The 23788-nt window shown below is 64.4% G+C and carries 20 protein-coding genes; 3 read left to right on the top strand and 17 right to left on the bottom strand.

Features of this window, described 5'->3' with window-relative positions:
* Nucleotides 1-2: 2 nt before the first annotated feature.
* The 4 genes from BLT92_RS15805 to cysK form a co-directional block, all read right to left on the bottom strand.
* Entirely contained in the window at nt 3-692 is a 690-nt protein-coding gene (locus BLT92_RS15805; RefSeq protein WP_092107086.1) for an NAD(P)H-dependent oxidoreductase, read from the bottom strand.
* On the bottom strand, nt 692-1870 hold the full coding sequence (locus BLT92_RS15800) for an LLM class flavin-dependent oxidoreductase (RefSeq protein ID WP_092107084.1): 1179 nt from the start codon (nt 1868-1870) through the stop codon (nt 692-694). Before BLT92_RS15800 ends, BLT92_RS15805 begins: the two co-directional genes overlap by 1 nt.
* A gap of 292 nt (nt 1871-2162) precedes the next feature.
* A complete protein-coding gene (gene epsC / locus BLT92_RS15795; RefSeq protein ID WP_092107082.1) occupies nt 2163-2843 on the bottom strand; it encodes a serine O-acetyltransferase EpsC in 681 nt (226 codons plus the stop codon).
* 125 nt (nt 2844-2968) lie between these two features.
* Nucleotides 2969-3895: a cysteine synthase A gene (gene cysK / locus BLT92_RS15790; RefSeq protein ID WP_092107080.1), complete on the bottom strand. Its 927-nt coding sequence runs from the start codon at nt 3893-3895 to the stop codon at nt 2969-2971.
* Nucleotides 3896-4412: 517 nt separating this feature from the next.
* On the opposite strand from cysK, the gene def reads away from it, so the two are divergent.
* On the top strand, nt 4413-4985 hold the full coding sequence (def, locus tag BLT92_RS15785) for a peptide deformylase (RefSeq protein ID WP_092109501.1): 573 nt from the start codon (nt 4413-4415) through the stop codon (nt 4983-4985).
* Nucleotides 4986-5010: 25 nt separating this feature from the next.
* Here def and BLT92_RS15780 read toward each other — a convergent pair whose 3' ends face one another.
* The 10 genes from BLT92_RS15780 to BLT92_RS15735 all read right to left on the bottom strand — a co-directional run bounded on the left by BLT92_RS15780 (nt 5011) and on the right by BLT92_RS15735 (nt 18184).
* Nucleotides 5011-6093: a hypothetical protein gene (locus BLT92_RS15780; RefSeq protein ID WP_092107078.1), complete on the bottom strand. Its 1083-nt coding sequence runs from the start codon at nt 6091-6093 to the stop codon at nt 5011-5013.
* A gap of 168 nt (nt 6094-6261) precedes the next feature.
* On the bottom strand, nt 6262-7743 hold the full coding sequence (gatB, locus tag BLT92_RS15775; protein WP_092107076.1) for an Asp-tRNA(Asn)/Glu-tRNA(Gln) amidotransferase subunit GatB: 1482 nt from the start codon (nt 7741-7743) through the stop codon (nt 6262-6264).
* On the bottom strand, nt 7740-9242 hold the full coding sequence (gene gatA / locus BLT92_RS15770; RefSeq protein ID WP_092107074.1) for an Asp-tRNA(Asn)/Glu-tRNA(Gln) amidotransferase subunit GatA: 1503 nt from the start codon (nt 9240-9242) through the stop codon (nt 7740-7742). Before gatA ends, gatB begins: the two co-directional genes overlap by 4 nt.
* Complete coding sequence (gatC, locus tag BLT92_RS15765; RefSeq protein ID WP_092107072.1) at nt 9242-9547, bottom strand: Asp-tRNA(Asn)/Glu-tRNA(Gln) amidotransferase subunit GatC; 306 nt, start codon at nt 9545-9547, stop codon at nt 9242-9244. Before gatC ends, gatA begins: the two co-directional genes overlap by 1 nt.
* A gap of 169 nt (nt 9548-9716) precedes the next feature.
* Nucleotides 9717-10274: a hypothetical protein gene (locus BLT92_RS15760; RefSeq protein WP_157691477.1), complete on the bottom strand. Its 558-nt coding sequence runs from the start codon at nt 10272-10274 to the stop codon at nt 9717-9719.
* Nucleotides 10275-10385: 111 nt separating this feature from the next.
* Nucleotides 10386-12575, bottom strand: coding sequence for an NAD-dependent DNA ligase LigA (ligA, locus tag BLT92_RS15755; protein ID WP_092107068.1), 2190 nt, complete (start codon nt 12573-12575; stop codon nt 10386-10388).
* Nucleotides 12572-13720 carry a uroporphyrinogen decarboxylase/cobalamine-independent methonine synthase family protein gene (locus BLT92_RS15750; protein ID WP_092107066.1) on the bottom strand — a complete coding sequence of 383 codons (1149 nt, stop codon included), beginning with the start codon at nt 13718-13720 and terminating at the stop codon, nt 12572-12574. The genes ligA and BLT92_RS15750 overlap by 4 nt, the downstream gene beginning before the upstream one ends.
* Nucleotides 13713-15707: a prolyl oligopeptidase family serine peptidase gene (locus tag BLT92_RS15745; protein WP_092107064.1), complete on the bottom strand. Its 1995-nt coding sequence runs from the start codon at nt 15705-15707 to the stop codon at nt 13713-13715. The genes BLT92_RS15750 and BLT92_RS15745 overlap by 8 nt, the downstream gene beginning before the upstream one ends.
* A gap of 75 nt (nt 15708-15782) precedes the next feature.
* Nucleotides 15783-16976, bottom strand: coding sequence for a tRNA 2-thiouridine(34) synthase MnmA (gene mnmA / locus BLT92_RS15740; protein ID WP_092107062.1), 1194 nt, complete (start codon nt 16974-16976; stop codon nt 15783-15785).
* Nucleotides 16973-18184 (bottom strand): cysteine desulfurase family protein, encoded by a 1212-nt coding sequence (locus tag BLT92_RS15735; protein ID WP_092107060.1) that lies wholly within the window; start codon nt 18182-18184, stop codon nt 16973-16975. Before BLT92_RS15735 ends, mnmA begins: the two co-directional genes overlap by 4 nt.
* Nucleotides 18185-18308: 124 nt before the next feature.
* Here BLT92_RS15735 and BLT92_RS15730 point away from each other — a divergent pair, with 124 nt between their 5' ends.
* A complete protein-coding gene (locus BLT92_RS15730) occupies nt 18309-18659 on the top strand; it encodes a hypothetical protein (protein ID WP_092107058.1) in 351 nt (116 codons plus the stop codon).
* The gene (locus tag BLT92_RS15725; RefSeq protein ID WP_092107056.1) at nt 18656-19123 is read left to right on the top strand and encodes a hypothetical protein; all 468 of its coding nucleotides are present in this window, start codon (nt 18656-18658) and stop codon (nt 19121-19123) included. Before BLT92_RS15730 ends, BLT92_RS15725 begins: the two co-directional genes overlap by 4 nt.
* A gap of 34 nt (nt 19124-19157) precedes the next feature.
* On the opposite strand, the gene BLT92_RS15720 is transcribed toward BLT92_RS15725, so the two are convergent.
* The 3 genes from BLT92_RS15720 to BLT92_RS15710 form a co-directional block, all read right to left on the bottom strand.
* Entirely contained in the window at nt 19158-20891 is a 1734-nt protein-coding gene (locus tag BLT92_RS15720) for a hypothetical protein (RefSeq protein WP_092107054.1), read from the bottom strand.
* Between the two features lie 53 nt (nt 20892-20944).
* Nucleotides 20945-21889 (bottom strand): tetratricopeptide repeat protein, encoded by a 945-nt coding sequence (locus BLT92_RS15715; protein ID WP_092107052.1) that lies wholly within the window; start codon nt 21887-21889, stop codon nt 20945-20947.
* 151 nt (nt 21890-22040) lie between these two features.
* On the bottom strand, nt 22041-23660 hold the full coding sequence (locus BLT92_RS15710; protein ID WP_092107050.1) for a DUF8094 domain-containing protein: 1620 nt from the start codon (nt 23658-23660) through the stop codon (nt 22041-22043).
* Nucleotides 23661-23788 lie beyond the last annotated feature (128 nt).

The raw sequence follows: 23788 nt of genomic DNA, 5'->3' as shown, positions 1-23788 counted from the left end.
CGTCAGCCCTCGAGAAGCTGAGAGAACGGGGTGATGAACTCGGGATTGAACTCATCATCGATGCTCGGATTCCGCCGCGCCCCGGGACGGCCGAACTCACCGGTCGACGCGGACGAGGCTTCGGCCCCCGCATGCGGAGCAGCAGCGACACCGCCCAGGCTCGCCGCCAGACCGATCAGCTCCTCGCTGGCCTGAGCGATCCGGGCGTTGAGGCTGCGACCGCCCTCGACGCTGCCCCAGTCATCGGTGGCGGCGAAGACCGTCGTCGGCACGACGATGCCCTTGAGGTAGGACAACATCGGGCGCAGCACGGTCTCTCCTGCCATCGAATGCCGTGGTGTGCCGCCGGTGGAGCCGATGAGCACGGGCTTGTTCGCCAGTGCCTTCTCGTCGATGAGCTGCCAGAACAGGGTGTGCAGTCCCACCGGTGCGACCTTGTACACGGGTGCGACGGTGACGATCACGTCCGACTCAGCGACGTGGGCAAATGCCGCCTCGAGGTTCTCCGAGCAGAACCCGGTCAGGGCCATATCCGTGAGGTCCGAGCTCAGGTTCCGCACGTTGACGTGATCGGTCTCCGGGCTCAGGCCCGCATCGTCTGCCGCCGAGGTGGCAGCCGCAGTGATCTTGTTCGCCAGTTTCAGTGTGGTCGAGTCCTCGCTCAGCGAGGTGGTGATGCTCAGTATCCGCATCAACGATCAGCTCCTTGGGTGTCTTTCTGCTCTGCGGCCTTGGCCTGACGGTCGGCATAGGCACGCGATCCGGGTCCGCCGCCGGGGATGGGGTCCCGGCCTTCGCGGTGACGGATGACGAGTGATTCGTGGGTCGGTGCGTCGGGGACATCGGCGGGACGATTCTTCGCGAATTCCTTCCGCAGGACGGGAACGACTTCCTCGCCGAGGAGGTCGAGCTGTTCCAGCACCGTCTTCTGGGGCAGCCCCGCATGGTCGATGAGGAAGAGCTGACGCTGGTAGTCCCCGGCCCAGTCGCGGAAGCTCAGGGTGCGTTCGATGACCTGTTGGGGTGATCCGACAGTCAGCGGGGTCTGGGTCGAGAAGTCCTCGAGGCTGGGCCCGTGGCCGTAGACCGGTGCGTTGTCGAAGTACGGGCGGAACTCGTTGACGGCGTCCTGCGAGTTCTTGCGCATGAACACCTGACCACCGAGTCCCACGATCGCCTGGTTCGCCGCTCCGTGTCCGTAGTATTCGTAGCGCTGGCGGTAGAGCTGGACCATGCGGGCGGTGTGCGACATGGGCCAGAAGATGTTGTTGTGGAAGTAGCCGTCGCCGTAGTAGGCGGCCTGCTCAGCGATTTCGGGGCTGCGGATCGATCCGTGCCACACGAAGGGCGGGACATCGTCGAGTGGTGTCGGTGTGACGGTGAACCCGTTGAGGGGTGTGCGGAACTTGCCTTCCCAGTCGAGGTTCTTCTCTCGCCAGAGACGGTAGAGCAGGTTGTAGTTCTCGACCGCCAGAGGGATGCCCGAGCGGATGTCCTTGCCGAACCAGGGGTAGACGGGTCCGGTGTTGCCGCGTCCCATGACCAGGCTGATGCGCCCGTCGGAGAGGTGCTGTGCATAGGCATAGTCCTCGGCGATGCGCACCGGGTCGGTGGTGGTGATCAACGTGGTGGCCGTTGACAGATGCAGCTTCTCGGTCTGTGCCGCGATGTGCGAGAGCAGGACCGGTGGGTTCGCGGGTGCGACGAACGGCGGGTTGTGGTGCTGCCCGGTGGCGAAGACGTCGAGGCCGACCTCTTCGGCCTTCTTGGCGATCTCGACCGTGTTCTTGATCCGCTGGTTCTCAGACACTGTGGTGCCATTGGTGGGATCAGTGGTGACGTCTCCAATAGTGAAGATTCCTAATTCCATGTCTGCTCCTTCTGCTCGTCGCTCGCGAGCTCTCATCGAACTGAATAGCTTCAGTTTTGAAGTAACTAGTTGAAAGTTTAACAGACATTGGAGGGGAAGTATTCCCGGGGGCCGTGACGCAGTCGCGGGGCAGCTCCCCCGCCCCCAATGAGGGCTGTGATGGCAACACAAAGCCGGGCCCACTAAGTCGAGATCCCCTCAGGGATGTCAGCTCGGCAGGCCCGGCGAATGATGTCTTTGGAACAGTTGGTTCCAGACTAACGGTCCGGTCAGATCCGGATGCCTGGTCTACTCAGATCCAGATGGCTGGGTCGATCAGTTCGAAGTCGGCGTACTTCGAACGCGTGTCATCGGCGTTAGGCCCGCCCGCCTCGGCGCTGGTGAGCTTCTTGTAGGGCCTGACTTTTGCGGGGATTCCGACTGCGCTCGAGTCGGAGGCGACGTCTTTGACGACGACCGCATTGGCACCCACCGAGGAGTTGTCGCCCACCACGACCGGCCCGAGGATCTTCGCACCAGCACCGACGAGGACATGGTTGCCGATGGTCGGGTGGCGCTTCGCCTGCTCCATCGACGTCCCGCCCAAGGTGACCTGGTGGTAGAGCATGACGTCGTCGCCGATCTCCGATGTTTCGCCGATGACGACTCCGTTGGCGTGGTCGATGAAGAACCGTCGCCCTATCTGCGCACCGGGATGGATCTCGACGCCGGTCAGGGTCCGCACGGCCTGTGACATCAGCCTGGCCGGCACCTTTGCGGTGTCGTTGCCCCACAGTCGGTGCAGGCCGCGGTGGGCCCAGATCGCATGCATGCCCGGATAAGAGACCAGCGAGACGAAATCGTTGGTGGCCGCGGGGTCGCGCCTGCGAACGGTATCGAGGTCTTCGCGCAGTGTCGCGCGCACCCCGGGTCGACTCAGCCCATAGGCTGCCGCGCCGATAGCCGCAGCCGCCACAGTCCACAGTGCCTTCATCTCAACAATCCTTCGTGCTCGTCATCGTCAATCCCCAATGCCGCGAGGGCGCCAAACACATGCTTGACGCCCTCACCGCGGAACTGGGCCCTGCCTCAGGCAGTGCTCGGTCGAATGTCCTCTGATCAGTCCATGTACTCTGCGAACAGCGGGGTGGTCAGGTAGCGCTCACCGAAGTCGGGGAGAATGACGACGATGCGCTTGCCTGCGTTCTCCGGGCGTGCGCCCAGTTGCTCGGCGGCGATGAGTGCGGCGCCGGACGAGATTCCGACGAGCAGCCCCTCTTCCTTTGCGACCTCGCGGGCGCGGGTGAAGGATTCCTCGTTTTCGATGGTGATGACTTCATCGTAGATCTTGGTGTTGAGAACGCCGGGGACGAAGTTGGCACCGAGTCCCTGGATCATGTGCGGGCCGGCGTCTCCACCGGAGAGCAGCGGGGAGGCTGCGGGCTCCACGGCAACGATCTTGACGTCCGGGTTCGCCTCACGCAGGGCAGCTCCGGCACCGGTGATGGTTCCGCCGGTACCGATGCCCGAGACGAAGATGTCGACCTTGCCGTCGGTGTCGGCGAGGATCTCGGGGCCGGTGGTGCTGCGGTGAATGTCAGCGTTGGCCTGGTTCTCGAACTGACGGACCAGGACTGCACCCTCGGCCGCAAGTTCTTCGGCCTTGTCGACAGCGCCCTTCATACCCTGGGCCTTATCGGTGAGGACGAGCTCGGCACCGAAGGCGCGCAGAAGTGCACGACGTTCCTTCGACATCGATTCCGGCATGGTCAGCAGAACCTTGTACCCACGCGAGGTGCCCACCATCGCCAACGCGATGCCGGTGTTGCCGGAGGTCGCTTCGACGATCGTTCCGCCCGACTTGAGCTCGCCCGAGGCTTCGGCGGCGTCGATCATTGCCACACCGATGCGGTCCTTGACCGAGTTCGCGGGATTGTATGATTCGAGCTTGGCGACGATCTCCGCGCCGGAGCGTTCGCTCGCCTTATTCACACGAATCAGCGGGGTGCGGCCGACCAGTTCGGAAACATTGTTGAAGATGGTCAAGACATGTCCTTTCACGCATATTTGTTCGCCTGATACCGAGGGCTGTGACGAAGATGTCACGTCACCACCAGCCAAAGGCTTCAGCTGCTGATCTCGTCTCGTGGACCGAGACGGTTCATCACCATCATAACCACGCGGCATTCGCGGATGTTCCCCAGATGGTTGCTCAACAATCCATGTTCGCTTCCGGCGAAATATGACGCCGATAGGAGTCATCAACAATGAACCAGCCGCATCTGACGGCGGCATCGGAGGCTTCAAGCGGGCTAACCGCTGAACAATCGCGGGTGCGGATGCCGGTGTCGCCTCCCCTGCCGTCAGCCTTTCGGCCCCGCTGCCAGCTCTCGACCCCGCCGTGAAGGTGCGAATCTGAGACGCCGAGGTGGCCGTGGCCGTACTCGTCGTCCAGTGGAGTGCGAAGCGACAGTGCCACGCGAAGGGAGCGTCAGAAGCGGAGTCGAATGAGCGGGTTGTTCTCGGCGGGAACGCGGCGGGGAAAGCCGATACGATTGTCCCCATGCCTATTCATCCCATTGTCATCTACGGCGAACCTGTGCTGCATCAGCGTGCAGAGAAGATCACCGACTTCGACGAGGAGCTCGCACGTCTGGTCTCCGATATGCATGAGACGCTCGATGCCAGCAACGGTGTCGGTCTTGCCGCTCCGCAGATCGGAGTGGGAAAGCGCATCTTCGTCTACCACGCCGAGGACGATGCGGGAATCCGTCGACGCGGCACCTTCATCAACCCGCTGCTCATTGCCTCGAAGGTCCCCGACACCCGTCCGGATCCCGATGATGAGACCGAAGGATGCCTCTCGGTGCCCAGCCTCGACTTTCCGCTCAAGCGCGCCGACCGTGTCACGGTCAATGGGGTCGACGAAACCGGCCAGACTGTGTCACTGACGACCGAAGGATGGTTCGCCCGCATCATGCAGCACGAGTACGACCATCTCCAGGGCACGCTCTATGTCGACCGTCTCGACAGGCGCTGGTCGAAGAAGTGGAAGAAGGAGCAGACCGCCAACGGGTACAACGTTCCCGGTCGTTCATGGACGCCGGGCGTCGACCCCGATCCATTCGGCCACTGAGTCGACACTGCTGACTGCAGTCGGATCACTCCAAGCTGCGGTCGTCCTTCGAAGCAGGTGGCGACGAGGGCGTGGGTTCCAGCGCGTCAATCGATTCCTGGGCCGCCGCCAGGCGTGAGTCGAAGTCGTCGAAGTCGTCTGCAGTCTGGTCGAGCTCTGCGACGAGGCCGGAGATGACCGATGAATGTGATTCGGCGTCGATCCGCAGTTCCCTGAACTGCCAGTCCGCGGAGTCATCGGCAGCTGTCCGGGACAGAACGTCGAGGACTCTGTCGCCGAGTTCACGTGAACGTTCGGAATTGTGAAGCAGCATGAGCTGCTGATCGAGTTCGGTGAGTCGCTCATAGTACTCATGCATCGATAGCACACGATTGGCCATCGATGTGAAGGCCACAGAGAGTTTCGACAGGTATGTCTCAACCGACTTCGCGGTTCCCGCATCCCTGATGCTCTCGATCTCCTCACGCAGCCGGACCAGTTCGGTCAATCGGACACCGATCGAAGCGACGGCGTGATCGAGGTCGACACGTGAGACGTGGTCACGCAGGATCGGGTGGGTCCAGGCCCGTGTGCGCACGATCTTCCTGGCGATGGCCACCGCCAGGTGGAACAGTCGCTGCTCATCGGTGTCGCGACCTTCCTTGCGGCCCAGCTGGAATCCCAGTGAGGCCGGGGTGATCCACTGCGCCTGGCCCACCTTCTGCCGGTTCTTCCGGCTCAGGCGCTTGGGATCACGGAAGTACTTCGGTCCGGTGACCGCGGCGAAGACTCCGGTGCCCACGGCTGTGACTCCACCGAGTGCCCCGAAGGTCAGTGCCGCGTCGGCGAAACCGGACAGCAGCGCCAGACCGCCGGGAGCCGCGAAGCCCGCTGTGACGGCGGTGCCGGTTCCGGTGCCACCCTTGAACAGGACGCTGGAGCGGAAGAGGTTCCGGCGCATCCCTCCGGTGAGCATGATCGCGCTCGGGGCACCAGCGGTGTAGCGATAACCTCGAGCGTTCCAGGCCTTCATGATGTCCTGGTTGACGCTTTCGGGCACCAGGACACGATAGATCGGGATCGCCTTCCCGCATTCGCTCTTCCACAACGACTTCCACGACTGGGACACCGCTCTCACCTCCACACACGGATGACACGCTCGCGCCGATTTCCGCCGGTTCCACGTCCGGCCCGTGAGAATGTGAACAGCCACACCCTCCGAACTTCTTTGGTGTCTAAGTCTAGAGGGTGTGGCTGGATCAATGCTGAGTTCTGTTCACCTCAGCCCAGCGGCCACTCAGCCGTTGATCTTGGCCAGGATCAGATCCTTGGCCTTTCCGGCATCGGCCTGACCACGGGTGGCCTTCATGATCGGTCCCATCAGGGCACCGATGGCCTGCATCTTTCCGCCCTTGATCTTCTCGACCACATCGGGGTTCGCAGCGATTGCTTCCTCCACGGCGGCTTCGAGGGCACCGGTGTCTTCGACGATCTCGAGACCACGGGCACTCATCACCTCGGCGGGTTCGCCTTCGCCGTCGGCAACGGCCGTGAGCACGTCCTTGGCGAGCTTGTCATTGAGCTTGCCGTCGTTGATCAGCCCGATCAGGGCAGCGACCTGAGCCGGTGTGACGAGCTCGGCAGGATTCTGGTCCTTCTGGTTGGCCAGTCTGGCCACCTCACCGGTCCACCATTTGCGTGCCGCTGCGGGCTTCGCGCCGGCGGTCACGGTGTCCTCGATGGCTTCGAGCAGACCCGCGTTGACGATGTCGCGCATCTCCAGATCGGAGAATTCCCACACACCCGCCAGGCGGCGTCGCTTCTGGGGCGGCAGCTCGGGCAGGGTCGCTCGCAGCTCCTCGACCCAATCGCGGCTGGGCACGAGGGGAACGAGGTCCGGCTCCGGGAAGTACCGGTAGTCGTCGGCGTCGGACTTCGGGCGCCCCGACGACGTCTCGCCCGTACCTTCGTGGAAGTGACGGGTCTCCTGCACGATCGCCTCTCCGGCTTCGAGTCGGGTCGCCTGCCGAGCGATCTCGTAGCGGACGGCACGCTCGATCGAGCGGAAGGAGTTGACGTTCTTCGTCTCCGTGCGGGTGCCCAGCGGTGCGTCCGGACTCTCGCGCAGTGAGACGTTGACGTCGGCACGGACGTTGCCCTGTTCCATGCGTGCCTCTGAGACGTCGAGGGCGCGGAAGATGTCGCGCAGGGTACGCACGTAGGTGGAGGCCACCTCGGCGGCCCGATCCCCTGTCCCGGTGATCGGGTGAGTCACGATCTCGACCAGCGGCACTCCGGCACGGTTGTAGTCGACCAGGGAATGGTCGGCTCCGTGGATACGGCCGTCTGAGCCGCCGATATGCGTGTTCTTGCCGGCGTCCTCCTCCATGTGAGCGCGCTCGACGGGGACGGTGAACATCGTTCCGTCTCCGAGCTCGACCTCGACCGCGCCCTCCGACGCGATGGGCTCATCGGACTGACTGGTCTGGAAATCCTTGGGCACGTCCGGGTAGAAGTAGTTCTTCCGGGCGAAGCGGCAGGTCTCTGCGATCTCGCAGCCCAGCGCCAGCCCGATCTTGATCGCGTACTCGACGCCCTTCTCGTTGACGACGGGAAGGGAGCCGGGCAGCCCCAGGGAGGTGGGGGTGATGTTGGTGTTCGGTCCGCCGCCGAAGGTATTTGGAGCGGCGTCGAACATTTTGGTCGCGGTGCCCAGTTCGACGTGGACCTCGATGCCGATGACCGGATCGTACTTTCTGATCGCGTCTTCGTATTTCACTTGGTGGTCAGTCCTTCCGCGAGAGTATCGAGCACACGAGTCCCGGAGGCTTCCAAGGCGGCCTCGAGCGGGCCTGCCACCTCGTACATCGTCACGTCCTGTCGTGCCGGGGCGAGGATCTGGAATCCGACGGGCAGTCCGTCGGCCAGTCCTGCTGGCAGAGACAGGCCGGGGATGCCGGCGAGGTTGGCCGGAATCGTCGCAACATCGCCGAGGTAGAGCGCCATCGGGTCGGATGCCGCCTCGGCACCGAACTTCAGTGCCGTCGTCGGCGCGGTCGGAGAGACGAGGACGTCGCAGGAGGCGAAGGCTTTCGCGAAGTCGTTCTGCACCAGGGTGCGGACCTTCTGCGCCGAACCGTAGTAGGCGTCGTAGTAGCCGGCCGACAGAGCGTAGGTGCCGAGGATGATGCGGCGCTTGACCTCATCACCGAACCCGGCCGCACGGGTCGCTGCCATGACCGTCTCCGCGGTGACCGGTCCCGATTCGGGTTCGATGCGCAGGCCGTAACGCATACCGTCGTAGCGGGCCAGATTCGAGGACACCTCGGAGGGCATGAGGAGGTAGTAGGCATCGAGTGCGTAGGAGATCGACGGGCAGTCGACCTCGACGATCTCGGCACCCGCTGCGGCGGCCACGTCGAGGGCGGCGGAGAACGCATCGCGGACCCCGTCCTGGTAGCCCTCGCCGCGCAGCTGCTTGATGACGCCGAGTTTCTTGCCCTTCAGATCGCTCGACTGAGCTGCGGCGAGGAAGCCGGGCACCTCGTCCGGCAGCGAGGTCGAGTCGAGCGGGTCGTGTCCGGCGAGCAGTTCGTGCAGTGCCGCGGCATCGGCGACGCTTCGGCCCATCGGGCCGACCTGGTCGAGGCTCGAGGCCATGGCGATGATGCCGAAGCGCGAAATCGAACCATAGGTCGGCTTCACTCCGACAGTGCCGGTGAACGCGGCGGGCTGTCGCACCGAGCCGCCGGTGTCTGTGCCGACTGACAGCGGGGCCTGATATCCGGCCAGCGCCGCAGCGGCACCGCCGGAGGAGCCGCCGGGCACGTGGTCGAGGTTCCAGGGGTTGCGGGTGGTGCCGAAGGCCGAGTGCTCGGTCGTCGATCCCATGGCGAACTCGTCGAGATTGGTCTTGCCCAGGACCGGGAGCCCGGCGGCCTTGACCTTGTTGTGCACGGTCGATTCGTAGGGTGGTACCCAGTTCTCGAGCATCTTCGAGGCGGCGGTCGTGCGCACGCCCTCGGTGACGACGAGGTCCTTCAGCGCCACGGGCACTCCGGCCAGGGCATGGACATCTTCACCGGCGCTGCGCTTGGCGTCGACTGCTGTGGCTGTCTCCAGCGCCCGATCATCGGTGACGGTGATGAATGAGCCGAAGTCGGCCTCGGTGGCGTGGATGCGATCCAGGTGGGCCTGGGTCACCTCGACGGAGGAGAACTCGCCGGATTTCAAACCTGCGGCGAGTTCGAGGGCGCTCTTGTGCGTCAGTTCGCTCATCATTCCTCCCCGAGGATCTGCGGGACGAGGAATTTGTCGTCGGCCGCGGCCGGGGCCGAGGCCAGAGCCTGCTCGCTGGTCAGGGTCTCACCCACGACATCGGGGCGCAACACGTTCGACAATGCGATCGGGTGGCTGGTCGCCGGTACGTCGTCGCCGGCCACTTCGTTGACCCTGGCGACGTTGCTCAAAATGGTGCTCAGGTCACCGGCGAGCGACTTCAGCTCGTCTTCGCCCATGGCGATCCGAGACAGCGAAGCCAAATGCTCGACCTGCTCGGGGGTGATTGCGGAGGACTCCGTCATTCCCTGCCTTTCATCGTCTCTGTTTACTCGTGAGCAAGTCTAGTCTCTTTGCCGGACCTGTTCTGATGAGTCCGATGTGAGGTTCGCCGAGCAGCATTGCTCAGCTTCGCAGAGGCGGGTGAGGCGGGCGACGGTTACGAGCGAGCACGGAGACAGTCCGCGTCGGAGATCAGGCGACGGTGCGTTCGGGCCAGGTGCGTTCGCCCTTGATGTAGCTCGAGAGATCCCCAAGCACCCTGTCCGCGTCTGCCTGGGAGTACTCCCCCGCGTCGACTCCGGACTGCAGATCGCTGGCGAGATCCGTCACGCGTGATTGGGCGTCGTCAGCGGTGTGCGCCACCAAGCCCGCGCTGTGCTCAGCCATCGCGCTGATATCGGTGGTCGCGGAGTCGGATCCGTCCTGGGTACTCGGACCATCGTGGGCGCTCGGGCCGGCGTGGGCGCTCGGACTGCCCGGGAAGCGATTGAGGTCACCCGTTCGATCGCCTTCGCCGGTCCGCTCGTCGTCGCCGGAGCGTTCGCTGCCTGCTGCCCGGTCGTCGTCGCGCGTTCTGATCGGTGCGAGCGGCGAAGTGGTGGAGCCTGTCAGCGCGGGTGCGGCTCGTTTGACCGGCTGCTGTCCAGGGTTGAGGACGAAATCAGCGATGCCTGCTGTCACCGGTGCGGTGGTGAGGACTGCGGCGAGGACGACGGCGGTGCCGGCGACCAACCGGGGAATTGATCTCATGCCTTCACTCTTCCAGGCCAAGCTGTTTCTTCACTTCATTGCGGCTGTGATGATCCTTGACATTCGATGACGAATCGGTGGAAGCCGTGCGCTAGATCTGGACTGGTCGAGTCAGTCGAGACTGCCTGTGTCCAACAGCGCGCGGAACGTGTCCTCGTCGAGGACCCTGACTCCCAGAGATTCGGCCTTGTCCAGCTTCGACCCGGCGTTGTCCCCGGCCACAAGGTAGTCGGTCTTCTTCGACACGGAGCTCGATGCCTTGCCCCCGGCGCCGAGGATCGCCTCCTTGATTCCGTCGCGGGTGAACGTGCTCAGCGAACCGGTGGCCACGATCGTCATGCCTTCCAGGGTCTGCGCTCCGGTTTCCTGTTCCTCATCCTCCATTCGGACACCGGCGGCGGCCCAGGCATCGACGATCTCGACATGCCAGTCGACGGCGAACCAGTCCCGGAGGCTCGCTGCGATCGTCGAACCGATGCCGTCGACTGCTGAGAGCTCCTCGAGCTCGGCGGCTCGGATTGCTTCGAGCGTGCGAAAGTGTGCGGCCAGGGTTCGTGCGGCGGTCGGGCCGACGTGCCTGATCGACAGCGCGACGAGGACTCGCCACAGGTCCTGGTCCTTGGCTTTGTCGAGTTCCTCGAAGAGCTTTGTCGTATTCGCGCTCGGGGCGCTCGGCTTCTTCGCGGTTGCGCGGGTGTAGAAATAGGGCACGAGTTCGCGCTCCCCGGTCTCCACCCCTTTGACCTTCTTGTTCCGATAGATCTTCACATCGGCCAAGTCTTCTGCCGTGAGGTCGAAGAGAAATGCCTCCGAGGTCAGCGGCGGTGCCTCAGGCTCGGCCGGAGCGGTCAGAGCCAGCGCCGCCTCTTCACCCAGTGCCTCGATGTCGAACGCTGCGCGGGAGGCGAGGTAGAAGATGCGATTGGCCAGCTGCGCGGGGCACGACCGCGAGTTCGGGCAGCGTTTGTCCTTGTCACCGGCTTTCTGCTCGCCGAGTTCGGTTCCACAAGAGGGGCAGTGAGTGGGCATGACGAACTCGTATTCGCTGCCATCACGCGCAGCCACCACTGGTCCGAGCACCTCAGGAATGACGTCGCCTGCTTTGCGCAGGGTCACCGTGTCGCCGATGAGTACGCCCTTGCGTGTGACTTCGTAGCCGTTGTGCAGGGTGGCTCGTTCCACGGTGGATCCGGCGACGGTGACCGGTTCCATCACGGCGAACGGGGTGACGCGTCCTGTCCTGCCCACCTGCACCTGGATGTCGATGAGCTTCGTCGTGACCTCTTCGGGCGGATATTTGAAGGCCGTCGCCCACCTCGGCGCGCGCGAGGTGTAGCCCAGGGTCTCCTGGACGGCGATGTCGTCGATCTTGATGACGATGCCGTCGATCTCGTGGGTGACATCGTGGCGGTGTTCGCCGTAGTGGGTGATGAAGTCCTCGATCTCATCGATCGTCTCGAGAACCTTGAAGTATTCGCTGATGGGCAGGCCCCAGGAACGGAACTGTTCGTAGACCTCCGATTGGTGCCCCGGCTCGGGATGCGAATCATCGGCCGGTGTCCACACGGCGATGCCGTGGACGAGCATGTGCAGCGGTCGCACTGCGGTGACGGCGGGATCCTTCTGGCGCAGGGATCCCGCGGCCGAGTTCCGCGGGTTAGCAAACGGGGACTTGCCCTCCTCGACCAGGGCAGCATTGAGTTCGGTGAACTTCTCGAGCGGGAAGAAGACTTCGCCGCGGATCTCGACCTCCGCGGGCGGGTAGTCTGTGTCGAGTTTGTCTGGGATGTCGGAGATGGTGCGGACGTTGGCGGTGATGTCCTCACCGATGCGTCCGTCGCCGCGGGTGGCGGCGCGAACGAGTTCACCGTTGCGGTAGAGGAGGTTGACGGCGAGTCCGTCGATCTTGAGTTCGCACAGGAACTTCGACGTCGCCGAGGTGGCCGCCCGGACCCGGTCGTACCATCCCCTCAGCTCTTCGAAGTCGAAGACGTTGTCGAGGCTGTACATCCGACCGATGTGCTCGACAGGATCGAAGGTGGACGTGTCGACGTTGCCGCCGACGGTCTGGGTCGGTGAGGAGTCGGTGACGAGTTCGGGGAACTTCTCCTCGAGGTCTTCGAGGCGGTGGACGAGATCGTCGTACTCAGCGTCGGCGACCAGGGGCGAGTCGTCCTTGTAGTAGGCTGCACGCTGCTCTTCGATCTTCTCCACCAGCTCTGCATGAGCTTGGGCACGGGCGGTGGCGTCCGAGAGGTCTGATTTGTCGGACTCGCCGGTGCTGTCGGGTGTTGCGGTCATTCGATCTCCTCAAAGGCACGCCGCAGACCGGCGGCGATCATCATCGTTCCCTTGCTGATGTTCTCGGCACCGTCCTCGTCGACTGAGGACAGCAGGGGCGGGTAGGTCATCGGCAGCTCTTCGCCCGCGAGGACTCCGAAATCGCGCAGACTCTTCGCACCCATGCCGATGCGATTCCACGGCGTCATGATCCGGTTCAGCCAGTGCTTGACCTCCTTCGGACTCGACCCTGCATTCGGCGGCAGGCCCATCCATGTCCCGATCCCAGCTTCGGAGATCATGGCGAGCTGTTCCCATCCGTATGCCTTCAGGCTAGCCAACGGCACTGACACGGCGGTGGCACCGGTATTGCGGACCACCTCGGCGGCGGTGATCTCCTTGCCCTGCAGCTGCAGGGGGTCGAAGTCCGGGAGGCTGAGCAGAACCGGGGGCAGGTGGCGCAGAGTCGACTGCAGCGCGGCGTAGACCTGGGTTTCGCTGACCGCGGGCAAGGTGGCCCAGCCGGAGACCGTGGGCCAGGTGCCGGTGAGGACCCGGTGCAGGCGGGTCTCGACGAGCCGGATCACGGGCTGCATGCCCAGTGTCGAGAGTTTGTCGGCGAAGGCGGCCAGACCGAACGCATAGGCCTGGATGACATCACGGCGGGCGCCGAGGTCTCCGAGCACGGGTGCTCCCGAACTCAGGCTCAGAGCGGTCACCAGGCTCCACGGTCCCGGCAGCGAGACCTGGACCGGACCGGAGTATCCGTCGCCATATTCGGCGATGGCGTCGAAGGCCTCGCTCAGCGCCGAGTACTCGAGTCGTTCGTCGCGGCCCGCTGCACTCGTCAGGCGCCACCCGAAGGAGGCGCGATCGACGTGGAGTTCGGTGAGGAGACCGACTGCGCGTCCGACCGCGTCCGTGCCCCAGCGGTCCTCGGAACGATGGGCGATCAGCGGCATCGGTGGCAGCTGTTCGCCGAGATGGGTGAAGGCAGCCGCGGCCGCCTCGCGCACGGGACTGTTCGCGATGTACCCGGCTGCTCCGGTCACCGAACCGGATCCGAGCTCATGTCTGGGGCCGGGGATCCAGATTCCGGTGGTCGTGCCCGCAGGCGTCAGAGTGGTCGGCTCGCCAGTGGACAGCGCTGCACCCTGGTCATCCATGGGTGGCGCTGCGTGGGATTCCGAAGACGTCGGCATAGAACCCGAACTCGCTTTCCAGGGAATCGATGATGGTTTCGGAGCGGACGAATCCGTGAGATTCGCCCTTGTACAGACGGTAAATGTACTCCACTCCGGTCAGTTCAAGGGTATCGACGAATTCCTGGGCCTGGCTGGGAGGCACGATCGGGTCGCGGTCGCCTTGCATGATGGCCACGGGGACGGTGATGTCACTCGTCCGGCGGATCGGTGAACGGGTGATGTAGGCGTCTTGGGCCTCCGGCCAGGGGCCGACCAGCCCGTCGATGTAGTGCTTCTCGAAGTCGTGGGTGTCGACGACGAAGCGCATGAGGTCCGTGACCCCGAAATAGGAGGTGCCGCAGGCGAAGGCCTCCGTCGAGGCCAGTGCCGAGAGCACGGTCCACCCACCGGAGGAGGCCCCGGAGATCGCAATCCGGCTCGGGTCTGCCAGCCCTTCGGCCACCAGAGCTTCGACTGCGGCGAGGGTGTCGGAGACGTCGACGATCCCCCATTGGCCGCGCAGACGGTTGCGCCATTCTCGGCCGTAGCCGGTCGAGCCGCCGTAGTTGACCTCCAGCACTCCGATGCCCCTGGAGGTGAAGTAGCTGGAGCGGGCGGACATATCGGGTGTCGCCTGGCCCGTCGGTCCGCCGTGGATGGAGATCACGTAGGGCGGGAGTTCATGTTCACCGGCGGTGAATCTCGGGTTGTGCGGTGGGTGGAGAACGACCGGGACGCCGCCGAACTCCCGGGTGCTGGGGCGCGAATAGTAGTCGTGATGAGCGTCGAGACGTTCCTGAGCGATCTCGATGAAGCTGCCGGTGGCCCGGTCGACGGCATGGAGGGCACCGGTCGAGTCCGCAGACTTTCCGGTCAGGAGAACATGGCTGTGGCTGAGGTCGTGGAGTTCGAGGCTGCCGAACCTCTCCCCCGGCGGTGTGATCTTATCGAAGCCGCCGTTCTCCGACTGTGGAAGTCTCGCCCTGATCAACGAGGCTGTGTCGGACTGGGAGTGGGCCCAGATCTCCTCGTCATCGCCCAGATGCCAGGTGGTTCCCAGCTGCCAGAGTGGGCCGCCGATCTCACCTCCGGTGTCGAGGACCGGTCGCAGGTCGGAAACCTCGAGTTTTTCAGCGGTCTCACTCGCCTGCTCGGAATCCTTCGCAGCACGTCTGTCGCGAACCAGGCAGTCGATCGGTTCGAAGTCCAGCGAGTACAGGGACCAGCGCCCGTTGTGGTCGGAGCTGATGACCAGCGAGGAGTCCGAGGTGAATTCGGGCTGCAGGAGTGAGACTTCGTGTCCGTGCAGAACCGCTGCGGCGGGAATGTCGCGGGTGCGGACGTCGATGAGCCACAGACTCGTCTGGTCCCAGGGCATGTTGGGGTGTTCCCAGCCGATGAACGCCAGCGTCGAACCGTCCGGGGACAGCCGGGGCCCGGCCATGAAATAGGAATGTCGCGAGAGCACATTCGTCGTCCCGTGCCGGGTGATGAGGACGATGGCCCGCTCCCTGCGCGTGGACCGGCAGTCCTCGCGCACGCACAGCAATCCCCAGGGGGTCATCGTCAGGTCGCCGTACCGGATGCGGCCCGAGGTGTCCGGGGTCAGCGCATGGGGAGCCTTGCCCGGGATGATCTGCCAAATCCGCTGGTCGGCGGCATTGACGAAGTAGATGACCTCGCTGCTGGGATCCAGCGCCCATGCTGCTCCCCCGTATTCGTGAACGGAGGACCTGATGTTGAAGTTCGCGGGCAGCACCTGCTCCTTCAGCCCCGGATGCGACAGCGAGGTCCGGATCAGTCCGGTGCGGGAATTCTCCGCCGGAACCTTCGTCGAGAAGTAGATGTGCTCACCGCGGAATGCGGCATCGAAGATCGGTGCGGAGCCCGCAGCCACCTCCGCAGCGCTCAGCGGTGACGACCAGGTTCCGAAAGGTGCCGTGACGACATCTTGGGGAAATTCCTTCATACCCCCCAGGTTAACGCAGGGGCGAGGAGCATAGTTCGGACGCCGGGACCTCAGAGGCCGAGGTGGTCCGTGTCCTCAGACGCCGAGGCGGTCCTTGGCTGTCATGTCGATCGTGGCCTGACCGAGAACCCGGGTTCCGCGGTAGATGACCATGGTCTGCCCGGGAGCGACCCCGGAGAGTTCTTGATCGACGTCGATGTGCATGAGCTGTCCGGCAGGACGGGCGGCCGGAACCTCGACCTCGTCGACGATCGGGTTCACCTCGTGCTCGGGTGCCTCGGAGATGAAGTCACCGAGCCAGGCCCGAGCCGGAACCGGGTCGCTGTGCGCCCGGATCTGGACCTCGCAGTCGATGGCGGTCGCCGGTTCGCGGCCGATGTCGGCCGGTGCCGGACCGGCCCAGGTGGTGCGAATCCCGGTCAGATGCGACACCGCGAGGTCACCACGGGAACCCACCGTGACAGTGTTCGACGCCGGGTCGAGATCGGTGACGAATCGAGGCTGGCCGTCGGGGGCGGGCTTCTGGATGCCCAGCCCCTTGCGCTGGCCGATGGTGTAGGTCATCGCACCGTCGTGTTCGCCCAGGGTCTCGCCCTCGGCGTCTTTGATCAGGCCCGGGCGCATGGGGATCTTGTCCGCCAGCCACGCCTTCGTGTCTCCGTCGGGGATGAAGCAGATGTCGTAGGAGTCGGGCTTGTTGGCCACGGAGAACCCACGCTCGGCCGCCTCGGCGCGGACTTCGGCCTTGGATGCGGTGGCGCCGATCGGGAAGTAGCAGTGCTCGAGCTGATCGCCGGAGAGGACGCCGAGGACGTAGGACTGGTCCTTCGCCAGGTCTTCTCCGCGGTGGAGTTCCGGTCGGCCGTCTTCGTCGCGCAGCACCTCGGCGTAGTGGCCTGTGGCGATGGCGTCGAAGCCCAGCGCCAGGGCCCGGTCGAGGAGGGCTGCGAACTTGATGCGCTCATTGCAGCGCATGCACGGGTTGGGTGTGCGTCCGGCCGCGTATTCGGCGATGAAGTCATCGACGATGTCCTCTTTGAACCTCTCGGAGAAGTCCCACACGTAGAACGGGATGTCGAGCATCCCGGCCACACGGTGGGCGTCCCTGGAGTCTTCGATGGTGCAGCAGCCGCGTGAGCCCGTGCGCAGGGTTCCGGGCATGCGGGACAGGGCGAGGTGGACGCCGACGACTTCGTGGCCGGCGTCGACGGCACGTGCTGCGGCGACTGATGAGTCGACTCCGCCGGACATGGCGACGAGAATTTTCATGATGCTCCTTGCATCCAGCGTGGAGTGGCCGAGACCATTCCGGCTTGGTGTGCTTGTTCGACGACTTCGGGCAGAACCTCGAGAAGGCGATCGACTTCGTCTTCGGTCGAGTCGTGGCCGAGGCTGAATCGTTGTGCTGATCTGGCGACGTCCTCGTCCATGCCGCAGGCGAGCAGCACGTGGGAGGGACGTGAGACCCCGGCCGAGCAGGCCGAGCCCGTCGAGGTCGCCAGTCCTCTCGCGTCGAGGCCGAAGAGAAGGGAATCGCCTTCACATCCGGAGAACGTGAAGTGCGCGTTCGCGGGCAGCCGGCCCCCACCTCGGCGACCGGAGAGGGTGGCGTTCGGGATCGTGTCCTCGATGCCGGCGATGAGCCGGTCGCGCAGGAATGAGAAGCGGGCAGATCGTGCCTCGATGTCGGACGTGGCGAGCTCGACGGCCTGGGCGAAGGCCATGGCGCCGGCCACGTCGAGTGTGCCTGAGCGGACGCCGCGTTCCTGACCGCCGCCGTGGAGGATCGGTGCTGGCGCCGCGGCCCGGTCGAGCAGCAGTGCGCCGATGCCCACCGGTCCGCCGATCTTGTGAGCGGTGATCGACATGGCGGTCGCCCCGAGTTCGGCGAAGTCCAGTGGGATCTGGCCCAGGGCCTGGACGGCGTCGATGTGGAAGGGGACGCCGAGTTCCTTGGCCACCGAGCCGATCTCGGCGATGGGCTGCAGCGTGCCGATTTCGTTGTTCGCGGCCATGATGGAGATGAGTGCCGTGCGTTCCGGGTCCCGACGCAGCTCGGTCCCGGCCGCGTCGAGGTCGAGGTGTCCCTCTTCGTCGACGTCGAGGTAGACGACCTCGGCGCCCTGGCTCTCGAGCCATTCGACCGAGTCGAGGATCGCATGGTGTTCGACCGTCGAGGTGAGCACGCGTGGGCGAATGGGTGCCTCGAAGGTGTTGTTGTTGCGGGACAGGTAGAGGCCCTTGAGTGCGAAGTTATCGGCTTCGGTGCCGCCGGAGGTGAAGATGACCTCGGACGAGGTTGCGGCACCGACCCCGCGGGCAATGTCCTCACGGGCGGTCTCGATGCGCATTCGTGCGGCCTGACCGACGGCGTGCAGAGCCGAGGGGTTGGCCCGTCGGCTCAGTTCAGCGGTGTAGACGTCGAGCACCTCTGCCGGCATCGGCGAGGTGGCTGCGTGGTCAAGGTAAATCGGCACTCTTCCGATTTTAGGCCGTGAATGCCGCTTCGGCCAGGATCCGTGCCCAATCTCACCCGGCACCCGACGGAGTCAACCCCTGCACGAGTTCGGGGTGATCGTCGACGGTGACTAAACTGGGCGGGTGTTCACCGTTTTCACCATCGTGCTCTATGCCGTCTCCGCCGTGCTGGTCATCTGGTCGATCGTCGAGGCCATCCGCAACCGGCCCGCCAACACCATGCTGCTCGGCGCGACCGCACTGCTTCTGCTGCTGCTCATCGTGCAGCTGGTGCTCTCGATCGCCACATTCGGTTCGACCGACGGCATCGATCCGCTCCTGTACTTCGGTTATGTCATCACCGCGATCCTCGTCATCGGCCTCGCCGGTTTCTGGGCGTTCGCGGAGTTGAGCCGATGGGGACCGGGAGTGCTCGCAGCGGCAGGACTGACGGTGATCGTCATGATCGAGAGATTGGACCAGATTTGGCAGTGAAGAAGCGACACGAAATCGCCTCGGCGAAGCAGGATCGGGCAGCGAAGAAGAGCCGGTCACCGTTCTCGGCGATGCACACCGGGCCGGGCCGGGCGCTGACCGCCGTCTACGGGGTCTTCGCGCTCTCGGCGACAGCACGGGCCGGCTACCAGGTCATCCGCGAGTTCGACGTGGCCCCGGTCGCGTATTCGCTGTCCGTGATCGCCGCGGTCATCTACATCGTGGCGACGATCTGCCTGGTCATCGGCAACCGCACCTCGCACCGGATCGCGATCGCCTCGTGCCTCATCGAGTTCGCCGGCGTCATCGTCGTCGGCATCCTCAGCTTCACTCACCCGGAGGACTTCGCGAACCCCTCCGTGTGGTCGTCCTTCGGCAGCGGCTACGGGTTCATCCCGCTCATCCTGCCCCTCGTCGGACTGTGGTGGCTGGCCCTCGTGGGACGCAGAATCCGCGCCGCCTGAGGCCGTTGCCACACCGCCTCGGTGAGGCCAGCTGTCACTCGATGCGCGAGGACAGCACGTTCCAGTCGGTGCCCACGGCGCTCAGCTCATCTCCGGTCTTCATCAGCACATATGGGTGAGCGGTGTCGACCTTGACGGTGTCTCCGTCCTTGTCGTTGGTCTTCACTGCCTCGATGGTGTCGCCGAGGTCGACCGAATAGTCACCAGGGACCTTGATCGTCAGGGTGCAGCGGACTTCGCCCATCCCGATGGCGCCGTGCTCGGTGCTCAGAGTCATCGAGGTGAAGTCGAACTTCTCATAGGGTTTGCAGTCGACGTCGACCTTGTCGAAACCGGAGTCCTTGCCGCGCAGGTCGCCCAGATAACCTCTGAAGTCCTTGAACCCGCCCTCCTTCAATCCTTTGGCATCCGCCTTATCGGCCTTGCCGTCGACGAGGAACGAGGAGACGTGATCCGCTGTCGTCGTCATGTCTTCTTTGAAATCCTCCGGGCCGGGCTTGACTGCCCCGTTCCCGTCGGCCATCAGCGTCGGCATCTGTTCGGTTGGGATGTAGGAAGCAGTGCGCACGATCGGATCGGTCGCCGCCGATTCCCGGGTCACCAATTGCACCTGTGTGAGTTTCGCGTCCCCTTTGGAGGTGCCGAAGGCGTAGAACCACATCGGGTACTCGGTGAAGCTCGGGCTGCCGGCGACGACCTCGCTGAAGTTCGGTGCGCGCAGCTTCTGCTTCGCCTTCTTCGCGATCTGGATCTGTGCGCGGGTCCGATCGATCAGGGGCTCGCCCTGAATCTTCTCGAGGTCGGTGCCCCCGTCATCGAGGATCTTATCGAGTGACTCGGTGTAGTTGGTCATGAATTCTCCGGCGTCGCCCGGGCGCATCGCCGTCCGTTCATAAGGAGTGATGTCGGGGCTGTCCGGCTGCGCGATCGGCACCGCGCTGCACCCGCTCAGGGCCAGACCGGAGGCCAATGTCGCTGCCGTGACCGTGCGCAGGGATCGCCTGCCGGACGTGTTCCCTCGCCGAGGTGGCGCTGCCTTCGCGTTGTCGCCCTTCTTCACGAGCCGAGAGCTCCTCACACGTCCGGTGTTCGTCCCCGCGGGGTGACCGCCCGAGCCGGCACCGGGGCCGGGGCCCGATCCCGAGCCTGGCCCCGAGCCACGGCGGGCATCTCTGCCCACCGACTTCTTCTTTTTCTTCTCCGGTCGGATGCGACCGTTGAACCATCGCAGGAAGAAATAGGCCGCGAATCCGGCCATGATGATGCCCAAGCCGATGCCGATCAGGCTCAGTGCCAGCACTCCCTCGACACGCATCTTCAACGAGACGGTGGTTCCGTCGAGATTCTCGCCCTCGTTCGCGGCGGCGATGACGAGCACCTGTGGATCAGCGTCGAGGTCGAAGGTCTTCGCAACGTTCTCCCCCGTGTCCTGGCTGATCCACCAGTCCATGTCCGTCAGCGGCGCCTCCGGAGCGGAGTCGCCGGGAATGAACCGATGATCGAGGGTGTTGGGGAACTCGACGTTGCTGATCTGCTCCTGTGCCACTCCATCGAGGATGCTGTCGGTGTCGACACCGTTCGCGGTCCCGACGAACAGTTCCTTGCCGTCGGAGTTATGTGCCTCGACGGTGACGTCCGTGCCCGAATAGGGAACGATCGCTTCATCGAGGACCACGGCGTGAGCGCCGTCCTTGACGGTGAAGGCGTCGGTCTCGGTCACCTCGTCGGTGCCGACGACGGACAGAGCGGAGACAACCAGAACTGCCACGATCACTGCTGCGAACGCGAACAGAATGGCTGTGGAGAGACGGATTCTCTGGATCAGAACAAGGCCCTCATCAATGCTGTGCGCGCCTTGGTCACGGCCGGATCATCCGCACCCAGGACTTCGAAGAGTTCGAGAACCCGCAGACGCAGCGCTTCCTTCTCATCGCCGGCGCTGACGCGGATCAGTGAGATCAATCGGGTGAAGGCGCTGCTCGGGTTGCCTCCGACGACCTCTGCGTCGGCGGCTGCCTTGGCCGCCTCGACGTCCTTCGGGTTCGCATCGGCGGCGGCGATGAGCTGCTGTGGGTCGGCGTCGATGAGGCGGCGTCCCAGTCCTGCCCGAGCCAGGCCGAATTTGGCTTCCTCGTCGGCCGGAGATGCCGACAGAGCGGCGTTGAACAGGGATTCGGCGGTGTCGAAGTCTCCCCGACTCAGGGCCTCTTCGGCCTCCGGGTGGGCGGGACCTGTTGGTTCCTGCTCGGCACCGGCGACGACGGCATATCCGGTGACGCCGTTCTCGCCGGCGAGCTTGAGCAGCTCGTCGAAGTAGGCCTTCACCTGCGGTTCGGGCAGCGCGCCCTGGAACAGGGGCACGGGCTGGCCCTTGACGACGGCGATGACGTTCGGGATCGATTCGACGCCGAAGGCCTGCTGCAGTCGTGGGTTGGCGTCGACGTCGACCTTCGCCAGGACCAGGCGGCCGGCGAAGGATTCGACGACGCGTTGGACGATCGGTGAGAGCTGCTTGCCCGGCTCGCTCCAGTCCGCCCACAGGTCGATGACGACGGGAACCCGGTCTGAGATCGCGACGACGTCGTTGAAACTGGCCTCATCGACGTCGAAGGCCAGGGCCGGCACCGTAACCGCATTCGGGTCCGCAGCTCCTCCGGCACCCTGCCCCGGCCCACTGCTCTGCTCCTCGTGAGGCAGGTTCCTGCCGCGTACCGCGGACAAGTCGAGTCCTTGGTTGGGCTGGGTGTTGTCCTGCGAGGGATCCATTGACACGTGGTCTCCTTTGTTGCGGGAAGTGCGATTACGTTCGGTGCGTCGTCGTGGCGGAACTCTCCGGTCCGGACGGCGCTGATGTCATCCAGTTTAGAACGTATCAACGCTGCCCGGCCTGCGACTATTTCAGACCGTCGGCCCGGAACTATTCCAGCTCGGCGCCGCTGAGCGTCTCCAGTCCACCGATGAGGCGCACCTTGCCGTCCTTGGGCACGAGGAAAGTCATCACCTGCGTCGTCTTCGTCGTCACCGGCTTCTGGGTGCTGTCGGATCCGGTCAGCTCCTTCTGCGGTGTGGACAGCGTCAGGGTTCCGGTACGGCCGTCGACGGATTGTGGAGAGATCGTGGACTCGGCCTCGACGACTCCGGTCACGACGGCGGCGTCACCTGCAGTTCCCTGCGCGACGATCTCCTTGCCCGGCGTGTACTTGTACTCGACCTCGGCCTTGCCTTCTTCTGCGCTCTCCTTCTGTGCCGCCTGGTTCTTCCAAATCGACTTCGAGAAGTCATCGGCTTCGAACTTCTTCGCTTCCTTCGAATCCTTGCCCGATTCCAGTGCCTTGGCGTAGTTGGAGACGGCCTTCTCCGGAGTCACGACATAGTCCTTGGTCTTCGGATCGAGCAGCGCTGAACCCTTCCGGGCGTCGGGGATCTCCGGCAGTTCGGTGCCCGGGACCAGCTGGGTCTGTGCCCACAGCTTGTAGTCCGCGCGCGGATCTTCCTGAGTCAGGACCAGAAGCTGGGTGTCATCGCCCGACGAGGTGATGAGGCTGGTCATACGCGGCCAGGAGTCGGTGGCTGCCGTGTAGTTGACCACGACCTTCTCGTTGGCCACTGCCGGCGGCAGCTTGTGCTTCTCGATCTTCTTCTTCACCTTGTAGGCGTCCTCGCGCTGCTGCAGGGCAGGTCCGGTGGCGCGCTTCTTCAGCTCGGAGGCGTCGGTGTCCTTGTCAGCGGCCTTGATGCCCTGAGCCACGGAGTCGAGGATCCGCTCGGCCTGATCGCCGTTGACTCCGGCGCCGGCTGAGCTCGGGGCCTCTGATGGTTCCGGTTTCGGCAGCTCCTCGGGTCCACAGGCGCTCAGCGCCAGAACCGGGACGATCGCGAAAGCGGTGCCGTATTCCGCCAGCTTGCGGCGGCGTTCCTGGCGGGCCGTGCGCCGGTCCTTCTCCTTCTTCGCACTGTTGCGGTTGAAGAACAGAACGACGATGCCGCCGACGAACAGTGCTCCGCCGATGACCATCAACGGGATGGCCCAGGGGGTGTCGGCATGGTTGGGCCAGGAGATGGTGACGGTCTTGACGTCGCCGGGTTCACCGCTGCCGGCGATGAGGAACCCTGTCCGGTTCGCGTCATCGGTCCAGTCGAGGCTGACCTTGTCGGTTCCGGTGACCTCGGACGTCCAGAGGTCGGCACCGGCCGGATTGGGAACCTCGGCCTCGCCGTCCTGCTTCTTGACGGTCAGTCCCCCTTCGGGGGCCAGACCGGTCACGCGAGCGGAGGCGGAGTTTCCGACCCAGGCGTCGACGTTCTCGATCGGGGCCTGGGCGATTGTGAGTTCGCCCGATCCCTCGACCTCGAGAGTCGCGGGGGTTTCGTAGAGATTGAGCATTCCGGGGTCGACGACGACGGCCGGTGCCTCTGCATCGATCTTCGTGGTGGCGGTGATCTGGTCATCCGGCGCCCACAGAGTCTTCTGCAGAATTCCGAGGCCCCCGACAACGAGACCCACCACCATGAGAATCACAGCAAGTGTGTAACGCACGTACGAACCCTTCCCTCAGCAAATCTTCTTCGCGTCCCACGTCGAACCATCGGAGGTTCCTATCGAACCATGGGACTATCCAAGTTTAAGTCACTGCGCGCGTATTGGTTTTGTGCGTGTACTCAGCG

The sequence above is a fragment of the Brevibacterium picturae genome (genome assembly GCF_900105045.1).
Lineage (GTDB): Bacteria > Actinomycetota > Actinomycetes > Actinomycetales > Brevibacteriaceae > Brevibacterium > Brevibacterium picturae.
The sequence above is the reverse complement of the archived record's forward strand: the minus strand, read 5'-3'. Positions and strand labels throughout refer to the sequence as shown.

Coding starts and splice junctions, on each gene's coding strand:
- BLT92_RS15805 (WP_092107086.1), bottom strand. CDS start 692: ATGCGGATACTGAGCATCACCACCTCGCTGAGCGAGGACTCGACCACA.
- BLT92_RS15800 (WP_092107084.1), bottom strand. CDS start 1,870: ATGGAATTAGGAATCTTCACTATTGGAGACGTCACCACTGATCCCACC.
- epsC (WP_092107082.1), bottom strand. CDS start 2,843: ATGAAGGCACTGTGGACTGTGGCGGCTGCGGCTATCGGCGCGGCAGCC.
- def (WP_092109501.1), top strand. CDS start 4,413: ATGCCTATTCATCCCATTGTCATCTACGGCGAACCTGTGCTGCATCAG.
- gatA (WP_092107074.1), bottom strand. CDS start 9,242: ATGAGCGAACTGACGCACAAGAGCGCCCTCGAACTCGCCGCAGGTTTG.
- gatC (WP_092107072.1), bottom strand. CDS start 9,547: ATGACGGAGTCCTCCGCAATCACCCCCGAGCAGGTCGAGCATTTGGCT.
- BLT92_RS15760 (WP_157691477.1), bottom strand. CDS start 10,274: ATGAGATCAATTCCCCGGTTGGTCGCCGGCACCGCCGTCGTCCTCGCC.
- ligA (WP_092107068.1), bottom strand. CDS start 12,575: ATGACCGCAACACCCGACAGCACCGGCGAGTCCGACAAATCAGACCTC.
- BLT92_RS15750 (WP_092107066.1), bottom strand. CDS start 13,720: ATGGATGACCAGGGTGCAGCGCTGTCCACTGGCGAGCCGACCACTCTG.
- BLT92_RS15745 (WP_092107064.1), bottom strand. CDS start 15,707: ATGAAGGAATTTCCCCAAGATGTCGTCACGGCACCTTTCGGAACCTGG.
- mnmA (WP_092107062.1), bottom strand. CDS start 16,976: ATGAAAATTCTCGTCGCCATGTCCGGCGGAGTCGACTCATCAGTCGCC.
- BLT92_RS15715 (WP_092107052.1), bottom strand. CDS start 21,889: ATGGATCCCTCGCAGGACAACACCCAGCCCAACCAAGGACTCGACTTG.